Raw genomic sequence first — 14,250 nt, forward strand, 5'->3', positions numbered from 1 at the left:
TTGCCAAGCTCACCATAGACCACGAATGCCCGCCCGGTCACGCGGCCCGAGCCGTCCCCTCACCTCTGCCGACAGTTCCTGTCGCGGGGCGTCGTTCAGGCTCCCGGTCAACCTTCAACAAACTGCGCCAGGAACTCCGCGCTCGGCGGGATCGGTTTAATCACGTCGATCAGCACGCCATTGGGGTCTTTGGTGATGAAATGACGCTGGCCGAAGGGTTCGTTGCGCAAGGACCGCATGATCGGCAGGCCGGCGGCCAGGATCCGTTCGTAGACCGCGTCCGGATCCTTGACCTCGAAATTGATCAGCAGCCCCGACGTTCGGCCACGCCCCTCCTCAGGTATCGTCTCGTGGTCGCCTTGGACGATGCCAAGATTGACCCGGCGATCCTCGGCCGACTGCAGATGCACATACCAGTCGCTCGCAAACAGCGGCTTGAAACTGAAGTGCTTGATATAGAATGCCTTCGTGCCGGCAACGTCGCCCGTCATCAGCACCGGATAATAGCTCGTCGTCTTCATCTTTCCTTCTCCCGTCAGATAACATACAGTCTGCATGTAAATTGTATTAACATACAGGCTGCACGTATGCAACAGAAACCCGCGCGCCGCTCCAACCGCGATCGCACCGAAGCGACGCGCGCCGACCTGATCGCCGCGGCGCGAAAACTGTTCACCGACAAATCCTATGCGGAGACCGGCACGCCAGAGATCGTGGCTGCGGCCGGCGTCACGCGCGGCGCTCTCTACCACCACTTTGCCGACAAGCAGGCGCTGTTCGCCGCGGTGGTCGAGCAAGAGGCGGCGGCTGTGGCGGAAGAGATCGAGCGCGCCTCGCCGCCCTCACTGTTTGCCCGTGACGCGCTGATCGCCGGTTCCGATGCCTACCTTGCCGCCATGCGCGCACCCGGCCGCACCCGGCTGCTGCTGCTCGACGGACCGGCCGTGCTCGGCCGCGCCGCAATGGACGACATCGATAACCGCCACGGCAACCGTTCCTTGCGCGAGGGCCTCGTCGCGGCGATGCGCGCGCAGACCATGACAAGATTGCCGGTGGAGGCACTGACCGCGCTGCTTGCCGCCGCCTTCGATCGGGCGGCGCTCGCTGTCGAGGCCGGCGCCGAGACCGGCCCCTATCGCGAGGTGCTTGTCGCCCTTATCGATGGACTGTCTCCGACTCATCCTCAGGCACCTGGCCCGGCTCGAACTCGTTGAAGCAGCCGAGCTGCCGTTTGCACTGATCGATCAGCCAGGCTGCCGCGGGTTTCGGGCTTCGGTCGGTGCGATGCATGGCAAACAGCGGCGAACGCACCTCGCTGTAAGGCTCGAGGTCGAGTTCCACCAGCCGGCCACTCGCCAGATCATCGGCGATCAGCCATCGCGGCAGCCCGCCCCAACCCAGACCCTCACGCATCAGCATATGCTTAGTGCGCAGGTCCGTCAGCCGCCAAGTGCGGTAGGCAAAGACGCCAAAGTCGCGCCCCTTGGTGCGCTCGGACTGGTCGGTGACAACGAGTTGGGTGTGTTCGCGCACCTCCTCGATCGCCACCGGCTTCGGCAGCAGCGCCAGCGGGTGGCTGGGCGCGGCGGCCAGAACTATCGACATGAAGCCGATGCGCACAAGGTGGACGTCGACCTCGCCCAGCAGGCCGCCAACACCGAGATCGGCTTGCCCGCTGACGACATGATCGGGGATCAGGCCGAGCGTGCCGATATGGAGGCGCAGCATCACGGTCGGAAACTGAGCCTCGAACGCCTTCAGCACCCGCACCAGCACCGGTGAGGGCAGTGCCGCATCGACCGACAGCGCCACTTCGGCCTCCAGCCCCTGATGGTAGCCGTCGACGCGCGAGCGGATGCGCTGCAGCACACCGGTCATGCGTCGCGCGTCCTCCAGCATCGCCCGGCCGATCTCGGTCAGCTGCGGCTCGCGCGTGCCCTCGCGCTCGAACAGTTGCAGCCCGAGCTGCGCCTCGAGATTGGCGATGGCATAGCTGATGACCGATTGCGCGCGGTTGAGCTTGCGCCCGGCGGCGGAGAAACTGCCGGTGTCGGCCACCGTCACCAGGATTTGCAGTTGGTCGAGCGTCGGATTGGGTTGCATAGCCTTATCCAGATTGTAGATGGATAGTATAAAAAATATTCCAGTTTTTCAAATGGGTCGAGAGCCCATATTTAGCGGGACAAATCGTTCCAGCCCTGGAGACCCGCCATGTCCATCCTTCTTGTCACTTCCAGCCCGCGCGGCAATGCCTCGCACTCGACCCGTGTCGCCACCGAGCTCGCCGAGAAGCTGCTTGCGGCCGATCCTTCGGCCAAGCTGGTCGCACGCGATCTCGTGGCAAACCCGCTGCCGCACATCGATCCGGACTATTCGACCGGCATCTATACGCCCGTCGAAGCTCGCACCCAGCGCCAAGCCGAGGTCGTCGGCGTTTCCGACGCTGTGTTGGATGAACTGTTTGCGGCCGACACCATCATCCTGGCCACCGGCTTCATCAACTTCGGCATCTCGTCGACCCTGAAATCCTGGGTCGATCACGTCGCCCGCTCCGGCAAGACTTTTGCCTATGGCGAGAATGGCCCGAAGGGCCTGGTCACCGGCAAGAAGGTCTACATCGTCCTCGCCTCGGGCGGCATCTATTCGGAAGGCGCTGCCGTGCAGATGGACCACGCCATCCCTTATCTGCGCAGCGTGCTTGGCTTCATCGGCATGACCGACGTCGAAGTCATCCGCATCGAGGGCGTCGGCATGGGCCCCGACGCCGTCACCGCCGCTCTGGCCAAGGCATCGGCCAAGGTGGATGCGGCGGTGGCCACGGCCGCAACGGTTGCCGCTGCCGCGTAGAGCGCGAACAACTGGTATCAGAACCGAAAAAGGCAGGCGCCGGGCGCCTGCCTTTTTGCACTTGCCTGATGCCTGCAGCTTTACGTCGCTCCGAAGTCGCGCGACATTGCCATTCGCGACGCTACCCGAACATCTTCTCGCCCTGCTCGTCGACGAGTTGGATGCCCTTCTTGATCGAGATGTCGACGGCGTCGTCGAGCCCGGCAAAACGGTCGGCGCGGATGAATTTGTGCTCCTTCATCACGCCGTCGATTTCCTTAGAAACTACGCCGCAGGTCTGGTATTGGCCTTCCGCCTTGTAGGGCGTGGCGCTGATCAAAAATCCCTTGTGCTCGATCCGCTTTGCCGGTGCACCACTCTTTGGCTCGCCCGCGTCACTGCCGCCACCGAAAAGACGTTTCAGAAAAGACATGGGAGCGCCCTCCAACGGCAATCATCCTACATCACATAGCGTGGTGCAGGATGATTTCACTAGCGGTCCTTAGGCAAACGGGCAAGGGCCGCATCCGGCCTCGGAAGTCAGCCGCGCGACAGCGCTTCGAGGGCTTCGGCGGCTCCTTCCAATATCGCAATCGCCTCGGCCTGTTTTTCAGCCGGCGCGTCGACGATGTCGCCGAGGGCTGCTCGCAGCCGGTGGCGCACGGCGCGGAATTCGTCGCGCTTTTCCGAACGGCCGCGGCCGCGACGTCCGCCATCCTCGCCATCGTCGCTCCAGCCGAACCAGTCGCGCGCCCTTGCCATCTTGCGGCCGAAACGCTCGAGATGATCGAGCACATGGTCGATCATCTCGCGATTGTCATTGAGATGCGCCTGCCCGGCCTCGGTAATCGAAAACACCTTCTTGTTGCCTTCCGCCGACGAGACGGCATAGCCGGCCTCTTCCAGGAAGGTCAGCGTCGGATAGACCACGCCCGGGCTCGGGCTGTAGACGCCGCTGGTGCGTTCCTCCAGCGCCTTGATGATGTCGTAGCCGTGGCGCGGCGCCTCGGCCAGCAGCGACAGCGTGATCAGCTTGAGATCGCCGTCGGCCAGCATGCGCCCGGCGCGGAACATGTCGCCCGGACCGCCGCGCCCGCCGCCCCTCATCCCGTGGCCGAATGGGCCGAAGCCGCCACCACGACCACCGAACTTACCGGCCATATGCATGAAAGCGCGGTCGGCATGCTCGCCGAAATGATGATGTTCGTGCATTGTCTGCTCCTTAAGTTATGTCTTACGATATATCTTAATTAGGCAATTAGGTGACTATGTCAAGATATATCTTACGATGTAACGTAATGCCCGGGATTGGAAGAGTGCGTTTGCGGCTAAGGCAGTGGGCTGAACCTCTCCGGAGTGCCAAAAAGCCCGGGGCAGCTCCGAGCCTTCGACGAACAGGATGTCTGTGCTGCTTACCAGCGGCCCTTGCGCCGGTTCCAGGCATAGAGAAGATCGGCGAAGCGATCATAGGCATAGCGCGTCAGCGGCAGCACGGCGCGGTTGCCGAACAGCGCTGCCAGCCAGCCCTCGCCCGGTGTTTTCAGCCAGACGGCAATTGCGACGTCGGCGCCGACCAGCAGTTTGCCGTCCGCATCAATTGCATGCAACCGGCGGCGGATGTCCTCCAGCGACACGCCGTATCCGGCCAGAGCCGTCGGTTCGGCATTGATGTCGCGAAACGCGATCCGCCCGCTCTTGATCGCCTCGATCAGCCGCCGCTTCTGCCGGCTGATGCCGGCATCGCAAACCGGACAGCGGGTGTTGTACCAGATGGTCAGCAGAGGCTTGGGCATGTGTCCTAAGACGCGAGCTGAAGTGCTGCGCTGACTATCCGGGAAATACCTTCGCCCTGCAACATTTCGGACCAGATTGGCCGGGCGCCGTCAAGCGACGCCTGACCGTCCGATATCCGGCAGCTTGCGCGGGCTGTAGCCGCGCAACGCCTCAGCCGAGCGAGGCGATGATCTCGCGATAGGCCAATTCCGGGAAAGCCTTGAGCGTCCGCGTCCTCACATTGCCGCCTGTCGCCAGCATCAGCGAGAAACGAGCGAGCACCGCATCGTCGGGCGCTTCGACGATCGCCACCATATCGCATTCGCCCATGGTGAGATAAAACGCCTTGAACGAGCCACCCATGTCTCCCAGCAGCTTCTTGGCGGCATCGAGCCGCTTCGGCGACTCGCGCACATTTTTGGCGCCCTGCTCCGTCCAGTTGATCAGCACGATATAGTTTGTCATGCACACCTCCCTCCGGGGCCTCGGAGCACGGCGTCACTGCCGGGGCGGGCATCCGGGTTTGTCGCCCAGAAAATGCATCCGACACGAGATTATCCTCCCACAACAGGTGAGCTGCAACAACAACCGCACCGTCTGGCGAGACAATTCCTGGCACGAACGAAAAAGGGCGCCGCAGCGCCCTTTAAATTGCTTATCCGTCACCCGGCATTAGCTATCGAGGAAGCTCCGCAGCTTGCGCGAGCGGCTCGGATGCTTGAGCTTGCGCAGCGCCTTGGCTTCGATCTGGCGGATGCGTTCGCGGGTGACCGAGAATTGCTGGCCGACTTCCTCCAGCGTGTGGTCGGTGTTCATGCCGATGCCGAAACGCATTCTGAGCACGCGCTCTTCACGCGGGGTAAGCGAAGCAAGCACCCGCGTCGTCGTCTCGCGCAGATTGGCCTGGATCGCCGCGTCGATCGGCAGGATCGCCATCTTGTCCTCGATGAAATCGCCGAGATGCGAATCCTCCTCGTCGCCGACCGGCGTTTCGAGCGAAATCGGCTCCTTGGCGATCTTCAGCACCTTGCGCACTTTTTCCAGCGGCATGGCGAGCTTTTCCGCCAATTCCTCCGGCGTCGGCTCGCGGCCGATCTCGTGCAGCATCTGGCGCGAGGTGCGCACGATCTTGTTGATCGTCTCGATCATGTGCACCGGAATGCGGATGGTGCGCGCCTGGTCGGCGATCGAGCGGGTGATCGCTTGCCGGATCCACCATGTCGCATAGGTCGAGAACTTATAGCCGCGGCGGTATTCGAATTTGTCGACCGCCTTCATCAGGCCGATGTTGCCTTCCTGGATCAGATCGAGGAACTGCAGGCCGCGATTGGTGTATTTCTTGGCGATGGAAATGACGAGGCGCAGATTGGCCTCGACCATCTCCTTCTTGGCGATCGCGGCTTCGCGCTCGCCCTTCTGCACCTGGTTGACGATCTTGCGGAATTCGAGGATCGAGATCGCCGTCTCGGTGGCGAGGTTCTGGATCTCGGCGCGCAGGTCGCGGATCGCGTCCTTTTCGTTCTTGGTGAATTCCTTCCAGCCGCGCGAGGTCAGATTGCCGATCGAGCGCGTCCAGTTGGGATCGAGTTCCGAGCCCTGGTATTCCTTCAGGAATTCCTCGCGGCGCACGCCATAGCTCTCGGCCAGCCGCAACAGCTTGCCCTCGTTCTGCACCAGGCGCTTGTTGATGTCGTAGAGCTGCTCGACCAATGCCTCGATGCGCGCCGTGTTAAGGGATAGCGACTTCACCGCCTTGATGAGTTGGTCCTTCAGCTCCTTCAGCCGGCGGTCCTGGCTTGGCGACAGCGTGCCGGCGGCAGCCAGCCGGTTCTCGACCTGCTGGTCCTGCAGCTTGCGCAACTTCTTGTAGGTGTCGGCGATGACGTCGAGCGTCTCCATCACCTGCGGGCGCAGCTCCGCTTCCATCGCCGCCAGCGACAGGCTGGCTTCGTCCTCATCTTCCTCGTCGTCGTCAGTCAGACCGCGCGTGTCGCCGCCGACATTGGTGATGTCGTCCTCGTCCTCGCGCGAACGGCGCGGCTTGTCCTCGGTCTTGGCTTCCTCGATCCGCTCGACCACCGGCGCCTGCTTGGCCTCCGGTCCGGCATAGGTCGCTTCGAGGTCGATGATCTCGCGCAAGAGGATCTTCGATTCGTTGAGCTCGTCACGCCAGATGATGATGGCCTGGAAGGTCAGCGGGCTTTCGCACAGGCCCGCGATCATCGTCTCGCGGCCAGCCTCGATGCGCTTGGCGATTGCGATTTCGCCCTCGCGCGACAGAAGCTCGACCGAGCCCATTTCGCGCAGATACATGCGAACCGGATCGTCGGTGCGATCGGTCGGCTCTTTCTTGGTGGTCGTCGCGGCAACGGCGGTACCGGTCTGCTCGGCCAGTTCGTTGGCGTCTTCCTCGGCGTCGGCAGCCGCGTCGGCGGCTTCGGGCTCCTCGCCCTGCTCGTCGTCCTCGACCACGTTGATGCCCATGTCGGAGAGCATGGCCATCGTGTCCTCGATCTGCTCGGAGGTCACTTCCTCCGAGGGCAGCACCGAATTCAGTTCGTCCATGGTGACATAGCCGCGCTTCTTGGCGGCTTTGATCATCTTCTTGACAGCATCGTCGGAAAGGTCGAGCAGAGGGCCATCGGTGGCGCCTTCACGTTCGGTCTCGACCTCTTCCTTTTCTTTTGTCGCCATTCTTAATTTCTCCAAGCGGCCAAGTATCAAGCCGCGTAAGCTGCCGTACCGGTTAAATCAGATGCGCTCGCTCTAGAACGCGCTTCCCCGGGCCAGTAACTGCATCTCTCGTTAAGTCCAGATTAACCCTGGTATCTGTGGCAGGCTGACTGCCTGTCCAGTGACCGGTACCTCACATCGCTGCATTTCCCGTCGACGCCGGCACGGGTTAACGTTTCGAATCGTCCTGATTCCGTCATTCTGCCAGAAGGTCAAGCGCCTCTCGCATGATTCGCATGAAAAAAGCGAATCAATTACCCGACTTAAAGCGCCGCGGCTGATTCGACGCGCAAGCACGGTTCTGCAATTTCACTTTTTCGTAAGCTTCGATCTACACCCGCCCGGCCCTGCCCGATGACACGCCGAACCCGTCGATCAGCGCTTCCGTTGCTTGCACATCACGAAATTGCGCCTGGATCTCGACGAGATGCCGGTAGTTTTCGTCTGTGGGATCGCTGGCGAGCGCCGCTTCCGCCTGTTTCAGCTCCTTATGTAAGGTGCGCGCGCTGCGCTGCAAGTGGAGCGCCTGGCTGAAGGCGTCGCGGGCATCGTCAAGTCCGGCTGTTTCCAGCGCCGGCCACTGCCGAGCCCGTTTGATCAGCGCCACCACGCGCGCCCAGATCTCGCCGCAGCCGGCCCGTTCGATCGTCGCGATCACCGCGTCGCGGTCGTTGGCCATGTCATGCGCCATCGCATCGAGGATCGCCGCATGCAGCCGCTTCAGATCGGTATTGGCGAGGTCGAGGAACTCGACATGTTCGAAATTCTCGTCGATCAGCGCCGGATGATTGACAAGAGCTGCTATGATCGTCGCCTCGCGCACCGACATCCCCTCACTGCCGCGCTTGACCAGCGCCGAGCGGCCGAGGCTTTCGGTGATCGCGGTGCGTCCGCCGGCATTGCCGCCGCGTGCGAACTGTCCGCCAGGAGCGGAGCCCTTGCCCTGAAAGGGCCCGCCGGGCCGCGCATCTTGGCGCCCGCCTTGATAGCCTTGTCGCGCGCTGCGCTGGGTGCCGAAAAAGCTTAGCACCCGCTCGCGCATTTCCTGTTGGTAGTGGTAGCGCAAGCTCTCGTCACGGATGCGGCCGGTCAGTTCGCGCAGCGTCTTTTCCAGTTCCGCCCGCCGCTCCGGCGTGTCGAAGACGCCGCCGGCCGTTTCGCGCACCCACAAAAGGTCCGCGAGCGGCCGCGCCTCGGAAAGCACTGCGCGAAACGCGTCCGGCCCGTCGGCCTTGACCAGATCGTCGGGGTCCTTGCCTTCTGGCAGAAGCGCAAAGCGCACCGAGCGGCCTGCCTGAACCGCCGGCAGCGCCATGTCGGCGGCGCGCCATGCCGCCTTCAGTCCGGCCTGGTCGCCGTCGAAGCACAGCACCGGCTCGCCGGCCATGCGCCACAGGAGTTCGAGCTGATTTTCGGTCAGCGCGGTGCCGAGCGGCGCCACGACATTCTCGAAACCGGCCTGCGCCAGCGCGATCACGTCCATATAGCCCTCGACGGCGATGACCGTGCCACCCTTGGCCAGCGCCCCCTTTCCCAGCGCTTGGCGCGCACGGGCGAAATTGTAGAGCACATTGCCCTTGTGGAAGAGCTCGGTGTCGGGCGAATTCATGTATTTGGCGAGCGCATCGGCGGCCAGCGCCCGCCCGCCAAAGGCGATTATCTTGCCTCTGGAATCCGGGATCGGGAACATGATGCGGTCGCGGAACCAGTCGTAGGAGACCGGGACGTCGTCGCCGTGGCGCACCAGCCCGCATGCCTCGATATCGGCCTTGGGCACGCCGTTCGCGGCAAGATGCTCCTTCAGCGCGTTGCGGCTGTCGGGCGCATAGCCGAGCCGGAACGACTGCTGCGTTGCCGGTGTCAGCCCGCGGTCGCGCAGATAGGCCCGGGCTTTTGCGCCTTCCGGTCCCTGCAGCCGCTCCTGGAAGAAGGCAGTCGCCATTTCCATGATTTCGGTCAGGCTGGCGCGTTCCTTTTCGCGCCGTTCCTCCTGGGCATCGCGCACCGGCATCGGCACGCCGGCCATGTCGGCGATCTTCTCGACCGCTTCGGGAAAGCTCATCCCGTCGAGTTCGGTGAGGAACTTGAAGTGGTCGCCCGAAACCGAGCAGCCGAAGCAATGATAGCGGCCCTTCTTGTCCTCGCAATGGAAGGACGGGCTCTTCTCGCCATGGAAGGGGCAGCACGCCCAATAGTCGCCGCGCGGCGCGTTGGTCTTCTTCCTATCCCACGCCACGCGCTGGCCGATCACCGATGAAATCGGCACGCGGTCGCGTATCTCGTCGAGGAAGGCAGGTGGAAAGCGCATTGGGAACGGCTCGTTTGTCCTCCATATAATCACACCGGCGAAACCCGACGACTCCTAATGCGGACCATACCCGGTTTTCACAGGGCAAAAGAAGACGGCCGCTGCGGGCCGCCTTCTTTCCTATCCCGGCATAGTGCCGGTGGACATTTGGACGATCAGTGCGCGTCGATCGCGCCGAAGATGATGCCGGAGACGACGCCGACAGGAGATAGTCGTTGCCGACGCGGATCCATTCCTGGCCACGGCTCGGACGACGCAGGCCATAGTGGCGATAGTCGCGGATCGGCTGGTGGCGCTTCCAGCTGAAATATTTCTGGCCATTGCGCCAATGGTTCCTCTTCACGACGACTTTCTTCTTCACCACGACGCGCTTCTTCACGTGCCTGTCCGGCTTCTTCCAGTCGACCTGGCTGTAGTTCGACTGGGGTGCATTTGGCGCGTTCAGCGGCGCTGCCTTGCCCTGCAGCGACGTGGCAGCCAGCATAGAGAGGGAGACTGCGGAAAGAATGATGCGTTTCATCACGGGGGTACTCCTTTGGTTGCCGATGCCCAAGCAATAGAGCCCGAAGAATGAACCGAAACTGAACACACGGATTACGTTTTCGTAATGATTTCACGTATTTAAGATAGCTAATTCAACACTCAGCTCAAATCGGATTTGAAGGGGTCGTCGGCACTCGACAGCGCCACCATCCAGAAGCCGGCCGGCAATGCAACCATTTTGCGATCCATCCATTTCCGACACACCCTGTCGCGCACCAACAGCCGGCCGAATTGGGCAAAATTTATTACCCGGCTAAAAGTAATCGGAGTAGTATCGACCTTTGCAATGTCCTTGATTCGCCCCCTCTTTTACCTCTGTGCCGTCACGGCGCCCGTATCGCTGTCGCCTGTCGGAATGCGAGCCTGACATGAGCGGTTCGGTCGTTTTGCTGCATCTTGCCGGCGCGGTGGCGCTGATGCTGTTTGCCACCCGCTTGGTGAAGACAGGTGTCGAGCGCGCCTATGGCGATGTGCTGCGCCACAAGCTGCGCGCGACCATGCGCAATCCTTTTATGGCGGTTCTGGCCGGCTGCGGCCTGGCGATCGCGCTGCAAAGCTCCACCGCCGTCACCTTGCTGGTCGGCTCCTTCGCCGGCGCCGGCATCGTCAGCGGCTTATCGGGCCAGCTTGCCGTGCGGGGCGCCGAGATCGGCTCGGCACTGGTGGTCAAGCTGCTCACCTTCGACCTGTCGCTGCTGGTGCCGGTCTGTCTTGTCGCCGGCACCGTCATGTTCATGGCCACCGAGCGGCGCGACTGGCGCCAGTTCGGCCGCATCCTGGTCGGCATCGGCCTGCTGGTGTTGTCGCTGGAGATGATCGGCCAGGCATCGGAGCCGCTGCGCCAGAGCACGCTGATGCCGGTCGTCGTCGATTACTTCTCCGGCGACCCGGTCACCGCCTATCTGCTGGCGGCGCTGGTCACCTGGCTGTTTCATTCCTCGATCGCCGCGGTGCTGCTGATGGTGACGCTCGCCGGCCGTGGCTTCATCCCGCCCGAACTCGGCATCGTGCTGGTGCTCGGCGTCAATCTGGGTTCGTCGATCATCGCGCCGCTGCTCACCCGCAATGCGGAGCCGGGCGTGCGTGTCGTACCGATCGGCAATCTCCTGATGCGCGGCATGGGCTCTCTTGCCATGCTGATCCTGTTCCTGTGGTTGAAGCCGCCGGTCGCCTTTCTCGGCGCCACCGTGCCCGACCAGATCGTCAACGCACACATCCTGTTCAATATCCTGATCCTGGTTGCCGGCCTGCCACTGGCCGGCCTCGTCTACCGCGCTTCGGAAAAGATCGTGGCGCTCGGCACCAAACCGGCGCCGGCCGAAGCGCTCGACGTCGTCGAGCTGTCCGCGCTAAACGACAGCGCGCTGGATGTGCCGAGCCAGGCGCTGGCCAACGCCACCCGTGAGGTGGTGCGGGTCTGCGAGACGGTCGAGATCATGCTGAAGCGCATCATCGAGCTCTATGAGAGCGCCGACGCCGACAAGATCAAGGCGCTGGCCGCGCTCGACGACCGCGTCGACAAGAAGCACGCAGCGATAAAGCTCTATCTGGCCAAGGTCACCAAGAACCCGCTGAGCGAGGACGAGGCGCTGCGCTGCCAGGAGCTGATCGGCGCCTGCGTCAAGCTCGAGCAGGTCGGCGACATCATCGTGCGCAACATGCTGGTGCACGTCAGGAAGAAGCTCGAGCGCGGGCTGGAGTTCACGCCCGAGGGCTGGCGCGAGCTTTGCGCCTTCCACGCCTCGGTGCTGGCCAACGCACGGCTTGCCTTCAACGTGCTGGTCTCGCGCGATCCGGAGACCGCCCGCCAGCTGGTGCTCGAAAAGGACCGGCTGCGCGACCGCGAGAAGGAGACCAGCGCCAGCCACTTCGTGCGGCTGCGCGACGGCACCGCCAAGAGCGTCGAGACCAGTTCCATCCATCTCGACACCATCCGCGACCTGAAGCAGATCAACTCGCTGCTCGCCTCGATGGCTTATCCCGTGCTTGAGGAACGCGGCCTGCTCACCGGCTCGCGGTTGAAGGCCGGGTGATCCCGGAGCCTTGTCCTTCTCCCACAACACAGGGAGAAGGAAAAACCGTCGCGCCAGCCCGATCAAGAAAACCTAAACCGGCGTCGACAATTTCTGGATTGCTCGCCGCTCTCGTTCGTGATTTGAGGCCATCTCATTCAAGGATCGCCTTCCAGCGCCATGCTTCCCCTCATCGCCCTGTTCATCGCTGCGTTCGCATTCGGCACCACCGAGTTCGTCATCGCCGGCGTGCTGCCGCAGGTGGCGGATGGCCTTGGCGTCTCCATCCCAACTGCCGGCTACCTCGTCTCCGGCTACGCCGGCGGCATCGCAATCGGCGGACCGCTATTGACGCTCGCCACCAAGACGATTTCGCGCAAGGCCTTGCTGCTTGGCCTTGCCGCAGCCTTCACCATTGGCCAGGCCGCTTGCGCCCTTGCACCCGACTTCGCGTCCATGTTGCTGTTGCGGATTGCGGTGGCCGTGGCGCACGGCGCCTATTTCGGCGTCGCGATGGTGGTCGCGGTCGGCCTGGTCCGCCACGACCAGCGCGGAATGGCCGTTGCGCTCATCCTGTCTGGCCTCACGGTCTCCAATGTCATCGGCGTGCCGGCCGGCACGGCGATCGGCAACATCTGGGGGTGGCGTGTGACGTTCTGGGTGATGTGCGCGCTTGGTGTGGTTTCCATCGCCGCCATGGCCGCCCTCCTCCCACGCAAGACGGGATCGTCGCGCCAATCCGTCAGTTTCGGCAGCGAGGTTCGCGTGCTTGCACGCCAGCAGGTCTGGACGTCGCTGATCCTCACTGATGATCGGTCAGTTCGGCCTGTTCACCTACATCACGCCGACGCTGCTTGACATCACCGGCCTCGATGAGGACCTCGTGCCCTGGGTGCTCCTGCTCAACGGTGTCGGCGCGACGATCGGCGTCTTTCTTGGCGGGCGGCTCGCCGACTGGAAACTGATGCCCTCGCTCATCACCATGCTTTTCATGCAGGCGATGACACTTGCCGTCATTTACGCCGTCAGCCCGTACCCGGTGCCGATGGTCGTGGCGATCACTGTCTGGGGCGGACTCAGCTTCGCCATCGGCACTCCGATCCAGACCCGTATCCTGACGTGGACGGCGGATGCCTCCAACCTCGCCTCATCGCTCATCCCGGCCGGCTTCAATGCCGGCATCGCGCTGGCCGCCTCGCTCGGTGCCGCTATGCTCAATGCCGGTTATGGCTATCTCAGCCTGCCGGTGGTTGGCGCCCTGGCCATGCTGGTCGCCGTGGCGGTCGCGCTTGCCTCGCATCTCCAGGAGTGGCGCAGCAGTGCGACGCCGCCGCTGCCGGCCGCAGCCGAATAGACGGGCAGACTCTGCAAATCGATCCGGTAGCGCAGGCTTTCCGCGACGTCCGCCTTTTGGAGACGAAGCCTCTGCCTGTGCGCTTGTTGGTTTGGCGGAGATCAATAGGATTCCGAAATTGATCTTCAGGGGCGGCTTTCTAGAATCAAGTATGATCGATTACCACCTGGAGTGAACACAATGGCCGACCACACATCCGAGAAGTCGGCGAAGGCCGCCGCCGAGCGGGTCGCTGCGAAACCGACCAAACCGCGCAAGGCGACGCCGGAGCCGCAGCCCGGCAAGGCCGCGAAACCGGCACTCCTCGCCGGCGGCAACCCCCAGATCGCGAAGGCTGAAGGCGACGCTCCCGTGCAGGCCTACATCGCGGCCATGCCGGGCTGGAAAAGCGACCTCGGGCGCCGTCTCGACGCGATCATCACGGGCACTGTCCCCGGTGTGCACAAGGCAGTCAAATGGAACTCGCCATTTTACGGCATCGAAGGCCAGGGCTGGTTCCTGTCGTTCCATGTCTTCACCCGCTACGTCAAAGTGACCTTCTTCCGAGGCACGTCACTTCGTCCTCTTCCTCCCGGCAAGTCCAAGCACAAGCAAGTGCGCTATCTCGACGTTTATGAGGACCAGCTCGACGAAGCTCAATTTGCCGCTTGGGTGAAGCAAGCCAGCCAATTGCCCGGCGAACGAATGTGAGAGGCGTCGCG

At 62.9% G+C, this 14,250-nt stretch carries 12 protein-coding genes and 2 pseudogenes; 5 read left to right on the plus strand and 9 right to left on the minus strand.

The features are described 5' to 3' along the window. Positions 1 to 107: 107 nt before the first annotated feature. Positions 108 to 521, minus strand: a complete 414-nt coding sequence (locus CIT31_RS14540; protein ID WP_095519116.1) for a VOC family protein — start codon at positions 519 to 521, stop codon at positions 108 to 110. Positions 522 to 587: 66 nt separating this feature from the next. On the opposite strand from CIT31_RS14540, the gene CIT31_RS14545 reads away from it, so the two are divergent. Then, positions 588 to 1,214, plus strand: a complete 627-nt coding sequence (locus CIT31_RS14545) for a TetR/AcrR family transcriptional regulator (RefSeq protein ID WP_095519117.1) — start codon at positions 588 to 590, stop codon at positions 1,212 to 1,214. On the opposite strand, the gene CIT31_RS14550 is transcribed toward CIT31_RS14545, so the two are convergent. Next, positions 1,156 to 2,103, minus strand: coding sequence for a LysR family transcriptional regulator (locus CIT31_RS14550; RefSeq protein ID WP_095519118.1), 948 nt, complete (start codon positions 2,101 to 2,103; stop codon positions 1,156 to 1,158). The genes CIT31_RS14545 and CIT31_RS14550 overlap by 59 nt on opposite strands. Positions 2,104 to 2,211: 108 nt before the next feature. On the opposite strand from CIT31_RS14550, the gene CIT31_RS14555 reads away from it, so the two are divergent. Next, positions 2,212 to 2,847, plus strand: a complete 636-nt coding sequence (locus CIT31_RS14555) for an FMN-dependent NADH-azoreductase (protein ID WP_095519119.1) — start codon at positions 2,212 to 2,214, stop codon at positions 2,845 to 2,847. A gap of 121 nt (positions 2,848 to 2,968) precedes the next feature. On the opposite strand, the gene CIT31_RS14560 is transcribed toward CIT31_RS14555, so the two are convergent. The 7 genes and pseudogenes from CIT31_RS14560 to CIT31_RS36050 all read right to left on the minus strand — a co-directional run bounded on the left by CIT31_RS14560 (position 2,969) and on the right by CIT31_RS36050 (position 10,160). After that, positions 2,969 to 3,259 (minus strand): HlyU family transcriptional regulator, encoded by a 291-nt coding sequence (locus CIT31_RS14560; RefSeq protein WP_029350166.1) that lies wholly within the window; start codon positions 3,257 to 3,259, stop codon positions 2,969 to 2,971. 107 nt (positions 3,260 to 3,366) lie between these two features. Then, a complete protein-coding gene (locus CIT31_RS14565; protein WP_095519120.1) occupies positions 3,367 to 4,038 on the minus strand; it encodes a PadR family transcriptional regulator in 672 nt (223 codons plus the stop codon). Between the two features lie 200 nt (positions 4,039 to 4,238). After that, positions 4,239 to 4,619, minus strand: coding sequence for a thiol-disulfide oxidoreductase DCC family protein (locus CIT31_RS14570; protein ID WP_206073362.1), 381 nt, complete (start codon positions 4,617 to 4,619; stop codon positions 4,239 to 4,241). 151 nt (positions 4,620 to 4,770) lie between these two features. After that, a complete protein-coding gene (locus CIT31_RS14575; RefSeq protein WP_065009207.1) occupies positions 4,771 to 5,064 on the minus strand; it encodes a GYD domain-containing protein in 294 nt (97 codons plus the stop codon). 207 nt (positions 5,065 to 5,271) lie between these two features. Continuing rightward, a complete protein-coding gene (gene rpoD, locus CIT31_RS14580; protein WP_029350162.1) occupies positions 5,272 to 7,293 on the minus strand; it encodes an RNA polymerase sigma factor RpoD in 2,022 nt (673 codons plus the stop codon). Between the two features lie 370 nt (positions 7,294 to 7,663). Beyond that, positions 7,664 to 9,640 (minus strand): DNA primase, encoded by a 1,977-nt coding sequence (dnaG, locus tag CIT31_RS14585; protein ID WP_095519121.1) that lies wholly within the window; start codon positions 9,638 to 9,640, stop codon positions 7,664 to 7,666. 155 nt (positions 9,641 to 9,795) lie between these two features. Further along, positions 9,796 to 10,160: pseudogene (locus CIT31_RS36050) on the minus strand (RcnB family protein). 391 nt (positions 10,161 to 10,551) lie between these two features. Between CIT31_RS36050 and CIT31_RS14595 the strand changes: the two are divergent. The 3 genes and pseudogenes from CIT31_RS14595 (at position 10,552) to CIT31_RS14605 (ending at position 14,239) form a co-directional block, all read left to right on the plus strand. After that, positions 10,552 to 12,216, plus strand: a complete 1,665-nt coding sequence (locus tag CIT31_RS14595; protein WP_095519122.1) for a Na/Pi cotransporter family protein — start codon at positions 10,552 to 10,554, stop codon at positions 12,214 to 12,216. Positions 12,217 to 12,375: 159 nt separating this feature from the next. Then, a pseudogene (locus CIT31_RS14600) lies at positions 12,376 to 13,549 on the plus strand (MFS transporter). 180 nt (positions 13,550 to 13,729) lie between these two features. Further along, the gene (locus CIT31_RS14605; RefSeq protein WP_095519391.1) at positions 13,730 to 14,239 is read left to right on the plus strand and encodes a DUF1801 domain-containing protein; all 510 of its coding nucleotides are present in this window, start codon (positions 13,730 to 13,732) and stop codon (positions 14,237 to 14,239) included. The last annotated feature ends 11 nt before the right edge of the window (positions 14,240 to 14,250 follow it).

The sequence above is a fragment of the Mesorhizobium wenxiniae genome, assembly GCF_002284535.1.
GTDB lineage: Bacteria > Pseudomonadota > Alphaproteobacteria > Rhizobiales > Rhizobiaceae > Mesorhizobium > Mesorhizobium wenxiniae.